The organism is Xanthomonas sp. 4461 (assembly GCF_024806475.1).
In the GTDB taxonomy this organism is placed as follows: Bacteria; Pseudomonadota; Gammaproteobacteria; order Xanthomonadales; family Xanthomonadaceae; genus Xanthomonas; species Xanthomonas arboricola_F.
Genome location: NZ_JANTYV010000006.1, coordinates 105,946 through 119,650 on the forward strand (window position 1 = coordinate 105,946; position 13,705 = coordinate 119,650).

Below are 13,705 nucleotides of genomic sequence, written 5' to 3' on the forward strand. Positions count from 1 at the left end.
CACGTTAGAATCCCCGCACAAGGATGTGCGGGTTGTTGCGAGGGACTCGCATTCACGCACACCAATGCACCCGCAGACGCGGCCCGGGCTGCTGGAGCGCAACGCGAATCGGGTACTCGCCGATGTCTTCGCCGGCGAGCGCGGCTTGCAGCACGTCGAGCTTCTGCTTGCCGCGCAACAGCAGCAGGCGCGTAGGGACCGCGGCGAGCCCGGCAGGTGTCAGCGTGATCCGCAGCGGCCACTGGTTCGCGCCTGGGCAACCGGTCGCGTCCAGCGACGCATACGGCTGTGGGCTGGTCAGCGCCTTGGGCAGATCGGTCGAACCGGGGAACAACGAAGCGGTGTGTCCGTCGCCGCCCATTCCCAGCACCGCCAGGCAAGCCGGCTCGGCATGCGTGGCCTGCAGGTTGGCGGTGTGCACGCACTCGGGCAACTGCTTGCCCGGACGCACCAACGGGATGAAGGTCGCAGCCGGCGCATGGGTCAGGAAGCTGTGGTTGACCAGCCAGGCATTGCTGTCCTGATCCTGCGGCGAGAGCCAGCGCTCATCGACCAGGCCCACTTCCACCCGCGACCAATCCAGCGGGCGATGTGCCAGCGATTCATAGACTGGCGCCGGCGTGGTGCCGCCGGAGAGCAACATGCGGGCCTGCCCGCGGCGCGAGATTTCCTGTTCCAGCAGATCGGCCATCTCGCTGGCGACCGCTTCGGTCCATTCGGCCGGGTCTTCGTAGCGCACCAGTGTGATGCGCGGGTTGTCCTGCAGGTTCATCGCTGCTCTCCCGGATGCTGACGCTGCGCATCCACCGCATACGCTGCCGCGCCCAGCAGGCCGGCATGCGGATGCATGACCGCCAGCGACGGCACCCGCGACATGATTGCGGAGAACCTGCCCTTGTGCTCGAAACGCTGGCGAAAGCCCGAATGCTGCAGCGAATCCAGCACCTTGGGCACCAGCCCGCCGGTGAGGAACACGCCATCCCAGGCGCCCTGCATCAACACCATGTCGCCGGCGATCGCGCCGAAGATGGCGCAGAACAGATCGATGGTGCGCGCCGAGCGCGGGTCGCCTGCAGCAGCGCGTGCGGTGATGTCCTTGGGTTCCAGCGGGCCCGGGTCGATGCCGGCGATCTCGCTCAATGCGCGGTGGATGTTGACCAGGCCGGGGCCGCAGATCAGCCGCTCGTTGGACACCCGGCCGAACTGCTCGGAGAGGATTTCCAGCACACGGATTTCTTCCGGCGTACCGGGAGGAAAGCTGACGTGGCCACCTTCGGTCTCCAGCGGAAAACAGCGCCCGTTGCGGATGATCAGCCCGCCCACGCCCAGGCCGGTGCCGGGGCCGATCACGCCGTAGTTGCGCGGTTGATCGATCGGCGCCGGGCGCCAGCTGGCGCCGCCCACCTGCACCACGTCCTGCGGGCGCAGCAGGCTGATCGCCATGGCCTGCGCGGCAAAATCGTTGATCAGGTGCAGGGTGCTGAAACCGAGCATGCTGGCGGTGCGCGTGCGCGAGATCACCCACGGATGGTTGGTGATGCGCGCTTCGTCGCCATCGACGCGGCCGGCGACGGCGAACACGCCCTGGGTGGCCTGCACGCCGATCTGGTCGAGGTAATACCGCGCGGCCTCGCCGAGCGAAGCGAACTCCACCACCGCGAACTCACGCGAGGTGTCGTCCAGCAGCGGCACCGAGGCGTCGACATCGGCCAGCGCGAAGCGCGCATTGGTTCCGCCGATATCGGCAACCAGCACCGGCTTGGAAGGAGCGGTCATGCGTTGTTTCCCTGTGCGTCGGTGGCAGGAGGCAGGAACGGTGTGGCGGTGTCCGGGCCCCAGCTACCGGCGGGGTAGGGCTGCAGCGGCAATTGCGCCGCGGCCCAGGCGTCGCTGACGCTGTCGATCCAGGACCAGGCTGCCTTGACCTCGTCGTCGCGTACGAACAGCGCCGGGTTGCCGTTGAAGGCATCCACGAACAGGCGCTCGTAGGCGATGCGACGGTGCAGGCCGGTCGGCACCGACAATTCCAGTTCCAGCGGCTGCAGCTCGATCGCACCCCATTCCGGGCCGGCCAGGCTGCTCATCAGGCCGAGCTCGATGTTTTCCTGCGGTTGCAGCTGGAAGGTCAGCCGGTTGGGCACTGCGTTCTGCCGGTCCGGGCGCTCGAACAACCAATGCGTCACCGGCTTGAGCGTCACCACGATACGGGTGGAACGCTCGGCCAGGCGCTTGCCGGTGCACAGATGGAACGGCACCCCGGCCCAGCGCCAATTATCGATATGCGCGGTCACCGCGACGAAGGTTTCCACGTCGCTGCCTTCCGGCGGGTGGTAGGCCTGCGCCGGCTGGCCATTGATGGTGCCGGCGGTGTAGCGGCCGCGCACGCTGTCATGGGCGGCGTGCTCGGCGGTCATCGGACGCAGCGCACGCAGCACCTTGACCTTTTCGTCGCGGATGCGGTCGGCATCCAGCGCGGCCGGCGGCTCCATCGCCACCAGACACAGCAGCTGCAGGATATGGCTCTGCACCATATCGCGCAGCGCGCCGGAGCGGGCGTAATAGGCATCGCGCCCGTCGACCCCTTCGCTTTCGGCAACCAGGATCTGCACCGACTCGATATAGGTGCGGTTCCAGACCGCCTCCAGCAGGGTGTTGCCGAAGCGCAGCGCGATCAGGTTCTGCACCGCCGCCTTGCCCAGGTAATGGTCCAGACGGAATACGCGGTCTTCGTCGATCAGCGCGCCGATCGACTGCAGGATCTCGCGGGCGCTGTCCGAGTCGTGGCCGATCGGCTTCTCCAGCATCAGCCGGTGCGGTGCGGCCAGCGCGCCACCCAGGGCCAGACCCTGGCAGGTGCTGATGTAAAGCCCCGGCGGGATCGCCAGGTAGCTTACGATCTGGCGGGACGCAAGCTCGCGGACCGCATCGGCCACCGATTCGGCATTGCGCAGGTCCACCGAGCGGTAGTCCACGCGCTGCAGCAGGGTCTGGATCTGCTCCTGGGTGGCAATCGGCAGCGCTTCGGTCAGGCGGGGACGCAGCACTTCACGGAAGGCCTCGGTATCGTGCGGCGACAATGCCAGCGCGCGGATACGGAAGTCCTCCGGCAGCAGGCCGTCGACGAACAGGCGCAGCAGGGAGGGGAAGAGATAGCGCTGGGCGAGGTCGCCGGTGGCGCCGAACAGGATCAGGGTGTTGTGCATGGACCGAGTTTCAGATTCTGGGGACATCGTTATCAGCGGCTTGTCGGAAAGGCGCCGGATACCCGGCGGTCGGTACGTCTGTTCCTGGGCGACACTTGCGTGCGCGCAGCGGGGGATGGACGCTGACGCCCAATCCCCGATTGTTGCAGCAACTGGTGGTCAGCGGTTAGCGCCTGGGCGGCATACCTGCACATGCGTGGCGGAATGCCCGCCCGCGCGGCGCAGGTAACGTGGCCGGAAACAGCGGCGTGGGTCGGTAGCGGCATGGTTCCTCCGAGATCGATGTTGCCATGTGAAAACGATTACATGTCAGAATAAACCAATGCATTCGTTTGCAGGGGATTTCCTCGCAGACGGGTCGGTCGTCATTGCCATCGGGAGGGCCGAGGGCAGGGCGCATACAACACGTTGAGGCCGAACGATGGCGAAAGTGCAGTTGGAAGGTGTCCGCAAGGTCTATGAAAACGGCCAGGTGGCGGTGCAGGGCGCAAGCTTCGAGGTGGCCGATGGCGAGCTGATGGTGCTGGTCGGACCGTCAGGCTGCGGCAAGTCGACCTTGCTGCGCATGATCGCAGGGCTCGAGGACATCAGCGCGGGCACGCTCAAGATCGGCGAGCGCGTGGTCAACGACGTGGCACCGAAGGACCGCGACATCGCCATGGTGTTCCAGAGCTATGCGCTGTATCCGCACATGACCGTGGCGGAAAATCTGGCCTTCGGCCTCAAGCTGCGTGGTCACCCGAAGCAGGTCATCGCCGAGCGCGTCAATAACGCCGCCGAGCTGCTGGGCCTGACCCCGATGCTCGACAAGCTGCCCAAGGCGATGTCCGGCGGCCAGCGCCAGCGCGTGGCGCTGGGGCGGGCGATGGTGCGCGAATCGTCGGTGTTCCTGCTCGACGAACCGCTGTCCAATCTGGACGCCAAGTTGCGCCACAGCGTGCGCACCGAGATCGCACAGCTGCACCGCAAGCTCGGCACCACCATGATCTACGTCACCCACGACCAGGTCGAAGCGATGACGCTGGGCCAGCGCATCGTGGTGCTCAAGGACGGCGTGATCCAGCAGATCGACAGCCCGATGGCGCTGTACGATCGTCCGGCCAACCTGTTTGTCGCCGGTTTCTTGGGCAGCCCGGCGATGAATGTGCTGCAGGGTCGGCTGGATGAGCAGGACGGCCTGCATCTGGTGATGGCCGACGGCTGGCGGGTGCCGCTGGGCGCCGCACGCGTTGATCGCCGCTGGTTCGGCCAGGACGTCATTGTCGGTGTACGCCCCGAGCATCTGCAGCCGTCCAGCGATGCGCACCTGGGTTTCGATGCGCAGGTAGAGGTCATCGAGCCGGTCGGCAACGAGATCTTCCTCAATCTCGATCGCGGCGGGCAGCCGCTGGTGATCCGCGTGGCGCCGCAGGCGCTGCCGGCGGTCGGGCAACCGCTGCGCCTGGCATTGCGCAGCGACGCGTTGCATTTCTTCGACCCGGCAACCGGGCAGCGGCTGGAGCCGGCTTAACGCTCCAGCCCGGGAACGATGGCGCGCGGGTGCGCGGCGTGCGCGCCCACGTTGAGGGCGATAGCCGCGTCCACGGCCAAGTCCAGTGGCAACACCGCCAGCGCCAGATCGCCGGCAACGCTGACCAGCGTGCCGATGGCGGTACCGTCCAGTTCGACGCTATCGCCTGCCTGGGCGGCCTCTCCAGTCTCCAGGAGCTGCAACGCACGCTTGGCCTTGCCCAGGAAATGCGTGCGCGCAACGATCTCCTGACCCGGGTAGCAGCCCTTCTTGACGCTGAAAGCCTGCAGGCGGTCCAGTGCCAGTTGCTGCGGGGTCCATTGTTCGCGCTGTGCATCCGGCAGCCGAACCAGGCCCAGTTGCAGATCCGCACGGCGCCATTGCACGTCCATGTTGGGCAATTCGATAGGCGCCGCCAATGCGTGGTCGCTGATGAGCAAGAGCGTGCGCGGCAAGCCGGCGCTGCCCATATCCAGCGCGACACGCTGCGCTTCGATATCGGCCTGCGCGCCTCGCGCGTGCTCGGGTGCCTGGAAGCCGCCATACGCCACAAGCGCGACGGCGTTGATTTTCAGCTTGCGCCGGAACACGAAGCGGCCGAGCTGCGCGGCGATCTCGCCGGCGTTGCCGTCAGGCAACAGCATGAGCACATTGGTGTCGTCCTCACGCAGGAGTGCGAAGATGGCGATCACGCGCCCCTTCGCCGTCAACCACGCGTTCCACTGCCACTGCCCGATCGCCAGCGCCTGCACGTCATTGGCGAATTGGGCATGCGCAAACGCCACTGCATCCGCGCCAACGAGTCGGACGTATTGCATATCGTGCAGGGAGCCAAAACCCTGTGGAATAAGATTCAGGTTGTCAGCCATGGATGGGGAGGACTAAAATCGCAACGTTGTGAGACCACTATGATAGGCCATCCAACCCCCACCCCAGCGCAGGATTCCGAGACGCAGCCTTCCCCTCAGGAGCATATTCCCGAGAAGAAGCCACTGCCGAAGGAGATTGGTGGACGCGACGGCCCCGAGCCAACGCGCTACGGCGACTGGGAAAAAAATGGACGCTGCATCGATTTTTGAGCAGCTTCTAGCCACAGCGGCCTAGTGCCGCCCAGCCGAGAAAACGAGCCCAGCGAATGGCGATCCGCGAACGTCCCACTTCTCCACATCTGCAGGTATATCGCTGGCAGATCCAGATGGCGACCTCGATCCTGCATCGAGCCACCGGCGTCATCCTTTCCGGAGGCGCGCTGGTCATCGCCGTCTCGCTGTTGTTGCTGATGCTCGGTGAGGACCACTGGAATTGCCTCACCCAGCATCTGGGTGCCTGGTACGGCCAGTTGTTCCTGTTCGCCTGGTCATGGGCCTTCACCTATCACCTGTCCAACGGCATCCGCCACATCGTCCAGGATTTCGGCCGCGGCTTCAGCATTCCCGCCTTCATCCGCAGCAGCTGGACGTCGGTGATCGCCAGCCTGGTGCTGACCGCTGCGATCTGGGCGTATGTCCTCACTGGAGCTTCCGCATGAGCCGCTATCGCACCCCGTTGAAGAACGTACGCGGGCTGGGCGCGGCCAAGACCGGCACCGAACATTTCGTGATGCAGCGGCTGACCGCGACCGCCTTGGTCGTGCTGGCGATCTGGTTCGTGGCGTTCGTGCTGAGCCTGCTCGGTTCCGACTACATGACGGCAGTCACCGCGGTGTCCAAGCCATGGAACGCCGTATTGCTGGTCGGTTTCCTGGTGGCGATGTTCTGGCATGCGCAGCTTGGCCTGCAGGTCGTGCTCGAGGACTACATCCACAATTCGTTGCTGGCGCTGGCGTTGCAGACGACGGTGAAGTTCATCGCCGTGCTTGGCGCGATCGTCAGCATTTTCGCAGTGGCGCGCATCGCGCTGGGCGGTGCCTGAGTCATCGGGCACACAGAACAGGAATCCAGATTAGATGTCCGCTTACAAGATCACTGAACACAAGTACGACATGGTCGTGGTGGGTGCCGGCGGCGCCGGCCTGCGTGCCACGTTCGGCTTGGCCCAGAAAGGCCTGCAGACGGTCTGCCTGACCAAGGTCTTCCCGACCCGGTCGCATACCGTCGCAGCGCAGGGCGGTATTTCCGCCGCGCTCGGCAACATGGGCGAAGACGATTGGCGCTACCACTTCTACGACACCATCAAGGGCTCCGATTGGCTGGGCGATCAGGACGCGATCGAGTACATGTGCCGCGAAGCGATTCCGGCCATCATCGAGCTGGAGCACTACGGCGTGCCGTTCTCGCGCACCGAAGAGGGCAAGATCTACCAGCGCCCGTTCGGTGGCATGACCACCAAGTACGGCGAAGGCCCGTCGGCGCAGCGCACCTGCGCGGCAGCCGACCGTACCGGCCACGCGATGCTGCACACGCTGTATCAGCAGTCGCTGGCGCACAACGCGCGCTTCATGATCGAGTACTTCGCGCTGGACCTGATCTTCGACGAAGAAGGTGTCTGCCGTGGCGTGCTGGCCCTGGACATGGCCGAAGGCTCGCTGCATCTGTTCCGCGCCCACGGCGTGGTGCTGGCCACCGGCGGCTACGGCCGTGCCTACTTCAGCGCCACCTCCGCGCACACCTGTACCGGTGATGGCGGCGGCCTGGTGATGCGTGCCGGCCTGCCGGTGCAGGACATGGAGTTCGTGCAGTTCCATCCCACCGGCATCTACGGTGCGGGCTGCCTGATCACCGAGGGCGTACGCGGCGAAGGCGGCATTCTGCGCAACAGCAACGGCGAGCGCTTCATGGAGCGCTATGCACCGCACTACAAGGATCTGGCATCGCGCGATGTGGTGTCGCGTTCGATGACGGTGGAGATCCGCGAAGGCCGCGGCGTTGGCGAGCACAAGGATCACATCCTGCTCGACCTGACCCACCTCGGCCCGGAAGTCATCAACGAAAAGCTGCCCGGCATCGCCGAAAGCGCCCACATCTTTGCCGGTGTGGACGTGACCAAGCAGCCGATCCCGGTGCTGCCGACCGTGCACTACAACATGGGCGGCATTCCGACCAATTTCTACGGCGAAGTGGTGCGCAAGCAGGGCGACGACCCGGATGCGGTGGTGCCTGGCCTGTACGCGATCGGCGAAGCCGCCTGCGTGTCGGTGCACGGTGCCAACCGCCTGGGTTCCAACTCGCTGCTGGATCTGGTGGTGTTCGGCCGTGCGGTGGCAAACCGCTGCGCCGAGACGGTCAAGCCCAACCAGCCGCACAAGACGCTGCAGTCCGATGCCTGCGACAAGGCACTGGGGCTGCTGGACAAGTTGCGCTATGCCAACGGCTCCACGCCGACCTCGGTGATCCGCGACAACATGCAGCGCACCATGCAGTCCGACGCCGCAGTGTTCCGCACCAGCAAGACCTTGAAGGAAGGCGTGGACAAGATGGCCGAGATCTTCGCCACCTTCGAAGACGTCAAGGTGTCCGACCGCTCGCTGGTCTGGAACTCGGATCTGATCGAGACCTACGAGTTGAACAACCTGCTGCTCAACGCAGTGGCGACGATCAACTCGGCCGAGCAGCGCAAGGAAAGCCGCGGCGCGCATTCGCACGAGGACTTCCCGGACCGCGACGACGTCAACTGGCAGAAGCACACGCTGGTCACCGTCGACGACAAGGGCAAGTGCGAGTTCGAGTATCGCCCGGTGCACATGTACACGCTGAGCAAGGACGTGGACGTCGTCCCACCGAAGCCGCGCGTTTACTGATCGATGCGCATACAAGGCTCCCTCGCTGTAACGAAGCCGGTCGCCGGGTTGTCCTGGCGCCGCGGCAGGTGCTTGCAGCGGCCGGAGCGTTCGACCACGCAGGAGCAGCGCCGGCAACAGGCCGGTCGCTGCACCGCCGCTTCGGTGGCGGCATCCATCGTCTTTACCTTCATGCGCACGGTGCGGCTGTCGTTCGCACCGCGCACCGCCTGAGCCAACGAGAGCAGCTATGGCAGAGTTCACCCTCCCCAAGAATTCAAAGATCGGCAAGGGTAAGCATTACCCTGCGCAGGGCGCCAAGAACACGCGCACCTTCAAGGTCTACCGCTGGGATCCGGATGGCGACGCCAACCCGCGCACCGATAGCTATGAGATCGATCTCGACAAGTGCGGCCCGATGGTGCTGGACGCGCTGATCAAGATCAAGAACGAGATCGACCCGACATTGGCGTTCCGTCGTTCGTGCCGCGAGGGCATCTGCGGCTCGTGCGCGATGAACATCGACGGCACCAATACGCTGGCCTGCACCAAGGCGATCGATGCCTGCGGCAAGGCCGAAGTGCCGATCTACCCGCTGCCGCATATGGATGTGATCAAGGATCTGGTTCCGGATCTGACCCACTTCTATGCGCAGTACGCGTCGATCAAGCCGTGGATCCGCACCCAGACCCCGCCGCCGCCGGATCGCGAGCGGCTGCAGTCGCCGGAAGACCGCCGCAAGCTCGATGGCCTGTACGAGTGCATCCTGTGCGCGTGCTGCTCGACCAGCTGCCCGAGCTACTGGTGGAATGGCGAGCGTTACCTGGGTCCGGCAATCCTGCTGCAGGCGTACCGCTGGATCATCGACTCGCGCGACGAGGACACCGGTGCGCGGCTGGACGATCTCGAGGACCCGTTCAAGTTGTATCGCTGCCACACCATCATGAACTGCGCACGGACCTGCCCGAAGGGCCTGAATCCTGCGCTGGCGATCGCCGAGATCAAGAAATTGATGATGGCCCGTCGCGCCTGATCGCAAGGCGCCGATAGCTCGCATGGGCGGGATGTGGTTCGCAGCGGCACCGGCCTTATGGTCAGGTGCCGCTGTCGTTTTCGCCCCCGCCGCAGGGCGGGGTGGAGATAGGAATGGACGAACAGACCTTGTTGAAAAAGCTGCGCTGGCGTTGCCGGCGCGGCATGCGCGAACTGGATCAGCTGTTCGGGCGCTATCTGGATCAGCGCTGGGCGCAGGCTTCCGAGGCCGAGCGCGCGGTTTTCCTACAGCTGCTGGATTGCGAAGACGATAAGTTGTGGCGCTGGTTCATGGGTTACGAGGCTTGCCCGGATGTCGCCAACGCCGCACTCATCGCCGATATCCGCGCCTTGCCGGCTTGAGTGGCGGCCTTCGCGCGGGCTTGTTTGCGCACTGAGCCTTCTCGCAGTGCTGGCGCTGTGCGCCATCTGGCGCAGCGGCATGCCGGCCTGGCTGGCTGTGGTCCTGTCCATCGTTGCGTCGGCTTCGGTCGGCAGGTCGCACTGGCGGCTGTTGCGTTCGCCAGTGCGGCAACTGGTCGTTCCCTGGGGCGAGAGCCCCGCCAGCATTGACGGCACGCAGGTGCAGAACCTGCAGATCGCCTGGCGCGGACCGATTGCGGTGGTGGCGTGGACAGGTCCGGATGCGCGCCGCGAACGCCTGCATTTCTGGCCGGATACCCTGCCTGCAGCGCAACGACGTGAACTGCGTCTGGCCGCGCAGGCACATGCGATTTCGTCCGGGCGGCCGCAAGTGGCACCATAGCGTCCCTTTCCCGGTTGAACCGCATGTTCAAACCTATCCCGGTTGCCATCGGCTTGCGCTACCTGCGTGCCAAGCGGCGCAATGGCTTCATCTCCTTTATTTCGATGGCATCGATCCTGGGCATCGCCCTGGGCGTCACCGTGCTGATCACCACGCTGGCAGTGATGAGCGGTTTTCAAAAGGAAATCCGCGACCGTCTGCTGCAGATGGCGGCGCATGCCACTGTCAGCGCCGAAGGCGCGCCGATGCGCGATTGGCAGCATGCGGTCGAGGTCGCCATGGCCGACCCGCGCGTTGCCGGCGCCGCACCGTATATCGAAACCGAATCGCTGCTGCAGGGCCCGCGCAAGCAGCCGGCCATCGTCCGCGGCATCGTCCCGGCCGAAGAGAACAAGGTGTCCGTGCTGGCCAAGAAGATGCAGCAGGGCTCGGTCGACAGCCTGAGTCCGGGCTCCTACAACATCGTCATCGGCAAGGAGCTGGCGCTGTGGCTGGGTGTGGACGTGGGCGACAGCGTCGTCGTGCTGCTCAGCGATACCCAGGCTACGCCATTGGGCGCGATGCCGCGGCTCAAGCGCTTCACCGTCAGCGGGATTTTCGAAGCCGGCTACAACGAGATCGATCGCGGCCTGGCGGTGGTCAACATGCAGGATCTGGGGCGGGTGTTGCGCATGGATGGCGTCACCGGCGTGCGGCTGCGGCTCCACGACATGGATCAGGCCTGGAACGTCGCGCGCGATCTGGCGTTGAAGTTGCACGGCCCGTACCGGGTGAGCGACTGGACCCAGGAAAACGCCAATCTCTATCACTCGTTGAAGATGGAAAAGACCGTGATGGGCATCCTGCTGTCGCTGATCGTGGCGATGGGTGCGTTCAACCTGGTGTCTTCGCAGGTCATGCTGGTCACCGACAAGCAGGCCGACATCGCGATTCTGCGCACGCTGGGCCTGTCGCCCGGCGGGGTGATGCAGGTGTTCATGGTGCAGGGCTCGTTGATCGGTTTCATGGGCACGATCATGGGGGTGATCGGCGGTATCGTGCTGACCCTCAATCTGGAGCGCATCCTCGGCCTGATCGAGACGATCTTCAGCGTCAAGCTGCTGCCGGAAGACGTGTACTACATCACCGGCCTGCCGACCGACATGCAGACCCAGGACGTGGTGGTGATCACCGTGGTGGCGCTGGTGATGAGTTTCCTGGCGACCTTGTACCCGGCATGGCGCGCCTCGCGTACCCAGCCGGCGGAGGCGCTGCGTTATGAATGAGATCAGGGAATCGGAAATCGGGAATCGGGAAGCGGTCGTGCAGAAGCCAAACCAAGCAGAGTCAGTGATTCGGGCCGAGGGTCTGGGCAAGACCTATGCCGAAGGCAAGATGCGCACGCCGGTGTTCGACGGTCTGGATCTGTCGGTGGCAACCGGCGAAACGGTCGCGATCGTCGGCGCGTCCGGTGCGGGCAAGAGCACCTTGCTGCATCTGCTTGGCGGGCTGGACATTCCGACCTCGGGCGAGGTGTATGTCGCAGGACAGCGCATGTCGGCGCTGTCCGATGGCGAGCGCGGCAGGCTGCGAAACCAGGCATTGGGCTTCGTGTACCAGTTCCATCATCTGCTGCCGGAATTCACCGCGCTGGAAAACGTGATGATGCCGGTGCTGCTGTCGGGCAAGGATGTGGCGGTGGCGCGTGGGCAGGCATTGCAGTTGCTGGAATCGGTCGGGCTCGGCCATCGCATCGAGCACAAGCCCAGCGAACTGTCGGGCGGCGAGCGTCAGCGCTGTGCGGTGGCGCGTGCACTGGTGAACAAGCCGGGATGCGTGCTGGGCGACGAGCCCACCGGCAATCTCGACGACAAGACCGCCGGTACGGTCTTCGAACTGATGCTGGAACTCAACCGCGCGCAGCGTACCAGCCTTGTGTTGGTCACTCACGACCGCAGCCTGGCGCGTCGCCTGGATCGGGTGCTGGAGCTGCATCAAGGCAAGTTGCGCGAGCTGGCGCCCTCGGCCGTGTGAGTGCCTGCGACGCGATCGGGTTGTCGGTCGCCTCGCGCAATAAAACGCATCTCTCGCGCCATCGCGCTGCGTGCAGGATGCGCAGCGCGGCAGCTCGGTGCGTCGCCGCCGTGGTGTAATCCCGGTGCGCAGCTCCAGGGCCAGCGAACGCAACGTGGCGAGCCGTTGGCCAGGGTAGGGCATGAGCGGCACGCTCGAAACCGCAGTGTATGAATGGTCCATGCGGTACCGAGCATCGGCCGCGTCCCACCGGCGGTGAGCACACGCGGTTTGTCGGGCGGTTCTAAACCTCTGGACTCCACGCTTATCCACATCGCTGCAGGCCGGTGCGACCTGCAGCGACGCATTGGCTGCGGTCAGGGAATGATGCGCAGTGCCCGCAACCGGGTGAACAGCTCGAAGAACGAAGCGCGGCTGTCGTAGAAGTCCAGAAAGCCCAGTTCGCGACTCTTGGTCATGTCGTTGACGCACTCGATCTCGCGGCCCAGGTCGGCATCGGTGTGCCACCACGAGGCCAGGCGATTGACGTCCGACTCGACCAGATTGTGCTGCGCGGCCAGCTCGGCCCACAGCGCTGGTGCGGTCTCGGTCAGGCGCGCCTCCAGTGGCTGCGGCGTGTCGGGGCAGGGGGCGGCATCGAGCTCGAAGAACGCCGCGATCTCGCCCCACATCCAGCGCCAGCGGAACACATCGCCATTGACGGTGTTGAAGGCCTGGTTGCGCGCTGCCGGGCTCAGACCCGCCCAGGCCAGCTGACGGCCAAGCAGGCCAGCGTCGGTCAGGTCGGTAAGGCTGTTCCACTGCGCTTGCGAACCCGGGAACACGAATGGCTGCCCGGTGTGTTTGCACAGCGAGGCGTAGACCGCGAGCGTCACGCCCATGTTCATCGCATTGCTGCCGTTGGCCATGCCGATCATGGTGTGCGAGCGATGCACGCTCCACCCAAAGCCGTGCCGCTCGGCGTGCGCGAACAGCAGGTCTTCGAGCGTGTAGTAGAAGTTTTCGCCCGGCTGGCGCGGCTCGCTCTCGCGGAACGGCGTTTCGGCCTTGCCGCTACCGTAGTTCTCGAAGGCGCCCAGGTAATGCTTGGTGCCGGTGACCAGCGCCATGTGCTGCAGCGGCGCGTCGCTCAAGGCATCGCACAGGTGCCGCATCATTGCGCCATTGGCCTCGACGTTCTCGCGTTCGGTGTCGCGACGCGTCCAGGTACAGAAAAACACGTGGGTAATCGGCAGGCCACGCAACGCGTTGTTGGTGCTGTCGGCGTCCAGCAGATCGGCGGCGACGGGAATGACGCCGTCGTGCTGCAGCGGGCGGCGCGCCAGGCCGTAAACGGTCCAGCCATCGGCGACCAGCACGTTGGCTAGGTTGTAGCCGGAGATGCCGGTCACGCCGACAATCAATGCAATGCCTTTACGCATGTGGGGAACTCCTCAAAAACAGCGTCGAACATAGTCGCTCGCTCA

General features: G+C 65.0%; 16 protein-coding genes. 11 read left to right on the top strand and 5 right to left on the bottom strand.

All coding sequences use genetic code 11. From position 1 onward, the window contains the following. Nucleotides 1-52 precede the first annotated feature (52 nt). From pgl to zwf, 3 genes are read right to left on the bottom strand one after another with little or no spacing between them, the layout of a single operon-like run. Nucleotides 53-772 carry a 6-phosphogluconolactonase gene (gene pgl / locus FHY19_RS19125; protein WP_259167845.1) on the bottom strand — a complete coding sequence of 240 codons (720 nt, stop codon included), beginning with the start codon at nt 770-772 and terminating at the stop codon, nt 53-55. Then, nucleotides 769-1,776 (bottom strand): glucokinase, encoded by a 1,008-nt coding sequence (glk, locus tag FHY19_RS19130; RefSeq protein ID WP_046964087.1) that lies wholly within the window; start codon nt 1,774-1,776, stop codon nt 769-771. Before glk ends, pgl begins: the two co-directional genes overlap by 4 nt. Beyond that, a complete protein-coding gene (gene zwf / locus FHY19_RS19135) occupies nt 1,773-3,203 on the bottom strand; it encodes a glucose-6-phosphate dehydrogenase (protein WP_259167846.1) in 1,431 nt (476 codons plus the stop codon). The genes glk and zwf overlap by 4 nt, the downstream gene beginning before the upstream one ends. Before the next feature lie 421 nt (nt 3,204-3,624). Here zwf and ugpC point away from each other — a divergent pair, with 421 nt between their 5' ends. Then, entirely contained in the window at nt 3,625-4,713 is a 1,089-nt protein-coding gene (gene ugpC / locus FHY19_RS19140) for a sn-glycerol-3-phosphate ABC transporter ATP-binding protein UgpC (protein WP_259167848.1), read from the top strand. On the opposite strand, the gene FHY19_RS19145 is transcribed toward ugpC, so the two are convergent. Then, a complete protein-coding gene (locus FHY19_RS19145; protein ID WP_259167850.1) occupies nt 4,710-5,582 on the bottom strand; it encodes a folate-binding protein in 873 nt (290 codons plus the stop codon). The two genes, ugpC and FHY19_RS19145, sit on opposite strands and share 4 nt — an antisense overlap. Between FHY19_RS19145 and FHY19_RS19150 the strand changes: the two genes are divergently transcribed. The 10 genes from FHY19_RS19150 to lolD all read left to right on the top strand — a co-directional run bounded on the left by FHY19_RS19150 (nt 5,484) and on the right by lolD (nt 12,239). Continuing rightward, nucleotides 5,484-5,792 carry a DUF1674 domain-containing protein gene (locus tag FHY19_RS19150; protein ID WP_259167852.1) on the top strand — a complete coding sequence of 103 codons (309 nt, stop codon included), beginning with the start codon at nt 5,484-5,486 and terminating at the stop codon, nt 5,790-5,792. The two genes, FHY19_RS19145 and FHY19_RS19150, sit on opposite strands and share 99 nt — an antisense overlap. Nucleotides 5,793-5,848: 56 nt before the next feature. Beyond that, on the top strand, nt 5,849-6,241 hold the full coding sequence (gene sdhC, locus FHY19_RS19155) for a succinate dehydrogenase, cytochrome b556 subunit (RefSeq protein WP_104615640.1): 393 nt from the start codon (nt 5,849-5,851) through the stop codon (nt 6,239-6,241). Next, the gene (gene sdhD / locus FHY19_RS19160; RefSeq protein ID WP_064630112.1) at nt 6,238-6,624 is read left to right on the top strand and encodes a succinate dehydrogenase, hydrophobic membrane anchor protein; all 387 of its coding nucleotides are present in this window, start codon (nt 6,238-6,240) and stop codon (nt 6,622-6,624) included. Before sdhC ends, sdhD begins: the two co-directional genes overlap by 4 nt. 34 nt (nt 6,625-6,658) lie before the next feature. Next, nucleotides 6,659-8,449, top strand: coding sequence for a succinate dehydrogenase flavoprotein subunit (sdhA, locus tag FHY19_RS19165; protein ID WP_259167853.1), 1,791 nt, complete (start codon nt 6,659-6,661; stop codon nt 8,447-8,449). A 3-nt stretch (nt 8,450-8,452) separates the two neighbouring features. After that, nucleotides 8,453-8,662: a hypothetical protein gene (locus tag FHY19_RS19170; RefSeq protein ID WP_259167855.1), complete on the top strand. Its 210-nt coding sequence runs from the start codon at nt 8,453-8,455 to the stop codon at nt 8,660-8,662. A gap of 16 nt (nt 8,663-8,678) precedes the next feature. Continuing rightward, nucleotides 8,679-9,461, top strand: a complete 783-nt coding sequence (locus FHY19_RS19175) for a succinate dehydrogenase iron-sulfur subunit (protein ID WP_046964080.1) — start codon at nt 8,679-8,681, stop codon at nt 9,459-9,461. Between the two features lie 113 nt (nt 9,462-9,574). Next, the gene (locus FHY19_RS19180; protein WP_259149276.1) at nt 9,575-9,823 is read left to right on the top strand and encodes a succinate dehydrogenase assembly factor 2; all 249 of its coding nucleotides are present in this window, start codon (nt 9,575-9,577) and stop codon (nt 9,821-9,823) included. Further along, nucleotides 9,774-10,226, top strand: coding sequence for a protein YgfX (locus tag FHY19_RS19185; protein WP_259167858.1), 453 nt, complete (start codon nt 9,774-9,776; stop codon nt 10,224-10,226). Before FHY19_RS19180 ends, FHY19_RS19185 begins: the two co-directional genes overlap by 50 nt. Before the next feature lie 23 nt (nt 10,227-10,249). After that, entirely contained in the window at nt 10,250-11,491 is a 1,242-nt protein-coding gene (locus tag FHY19_RS19190; RefSeq protein ID WP_259167861.1) for a lipoprotein-releasing ABC transporter permease subunit, read from the top strand. Then, nucleotides 11,484-12,239: a lipoprotein-releasing ABC transporter ATP-binding protein LolD gene (lolD, locus tag FHY19_RS19195; protein WP_259167862.1), complete on the top strand. Its 756-nt coding sequence runs from the start codon at nt 11,484-11,486 to the stop codon at nt 12,237-12,239. The genes FHY19_RS19190 and lolD overlap by 8 nt, the downstream gene beginning before the upstream one ends. 356 nt (nt 12,240-12,595) lie before the next feature. Here the strand turns inward: lolD and FHY19_RS19200 are convergent, their stop codons facing one another. Beyond that, complete coding sequence (locus FHY19_RS19200; protein ID WP_259167864.1) at nt 12,596-13,660, bottom strand: SDR family oxidoreductase; 1,065 nt, start codon at nt 13,658-13,660, stop codon at nt 12,596-12,598. Between the last annotated feature and the right edge of the window lie 45 nt (nt 13,661-13,705).

Coding starts and splice junctions, on each gene's coding strand:
- pgl (WP_259167845.1), bottom strand. CDS start 772: ATGAACCTGCAGGACAACCCGCGCATCACACTGGTGCGCTACGAAGAC.
- glk (WP_046964087.1), bottom strand. CDS start 1,776: ATGACCGCTCCTTCCAAGCCGGTGCTGGTTGCCGATATCGGCGGAACC.
- zwf (WP_259167846.1), bottom strand. CDS start 3,203: ATGCACAACACCCTGATCCTGTTCGGCGCCACCGGCGACCTCGCCCAG.
- ugpC (WP_259167848.1), top strand. CDS start 3,625: ATGGCGAAAGTGCAGTTGGAAGGTGTCCGCAAGGTCTATGAAAACGGC.
- FHY19_RS19150 (WP_259167852.1), top strand. CDS start 5,484: ATGCGCAAACGCCACTGCATCCGCGCCAACGAGTCGGACGTATTGCAT.
- FHY19_RS19145 (WP_259167850.1), bottom strand. CDS start 5,582: ATGGCTGACAACCTGAATCTTATTCCACAGGGTTTTGGCTCCCTGCAC.
- sdhC (WP_104615640.1), top strand. CDS start 5,849: ATGGCGATCCGCGAACGTCCCACTTCTCCACATCTGCAGGTATATCGC.
- sdhD (WP_064630112.1), top strand. CDS start 6,238: ATGAGCCGCTATCGCACCCCGTTGAAGAACGTACGCGGGCTGGGCGCG.
- sdhA (WP_259167853.1), top strand. CDS start 6,659: ATGTCCGCTTACAAGATCACTGAACACAAGTACGACATGGTCGTGGTG.
- FHY19_RS19170 (WP_259167855.1), top strand. CDS start 8,453: ATGCGCATACAAGGCTCCCTCGCTGTAACGAAGCCGGTCGCCGGGTTG.
- FHY19_RS19175 (WP_046964080.1), top strand. CDS start 8,679: ATGGCAGAGTTCACCCTCCCCAAGAATTCAAAGATCGGCAAGGGTAAG.
- FHY19_RS19180 (WP_259149276.1), top strand. CDS start 9,575: ATGGACGAACAGACCTTGTTGAAAAAGCTGCGCTGGCGTTGCCGGCGC.
- FHY19_RS19185 (WP_259167858.1), top strand. CDS start 9,774: ATGTCGCCAACGCCGCACTCATCGCCGATATCCGCGCCTTGCCGGCTT.
- FHY19_RS19190 (WP_259167861.1), top strand. CDS start 10,250: ATGTTCAAACCTATCCCGGTTGCCATCGGCTTGCGCTACCTGCGTGCC.
- lolD (WP_259167862.1), top strand. CDS start 11,484: ATGAATGAGATCAGGGAATCGGAAATCGGGAATCGGGAAGCGGTCGTG.
- FHY19_RS19200 (WP_259167864.1), bottom strand. CDS start 13,660: ATGCGTAAAGGCATTGCATTGATTGTCGGCGTGACCGGCATCTCCGGC.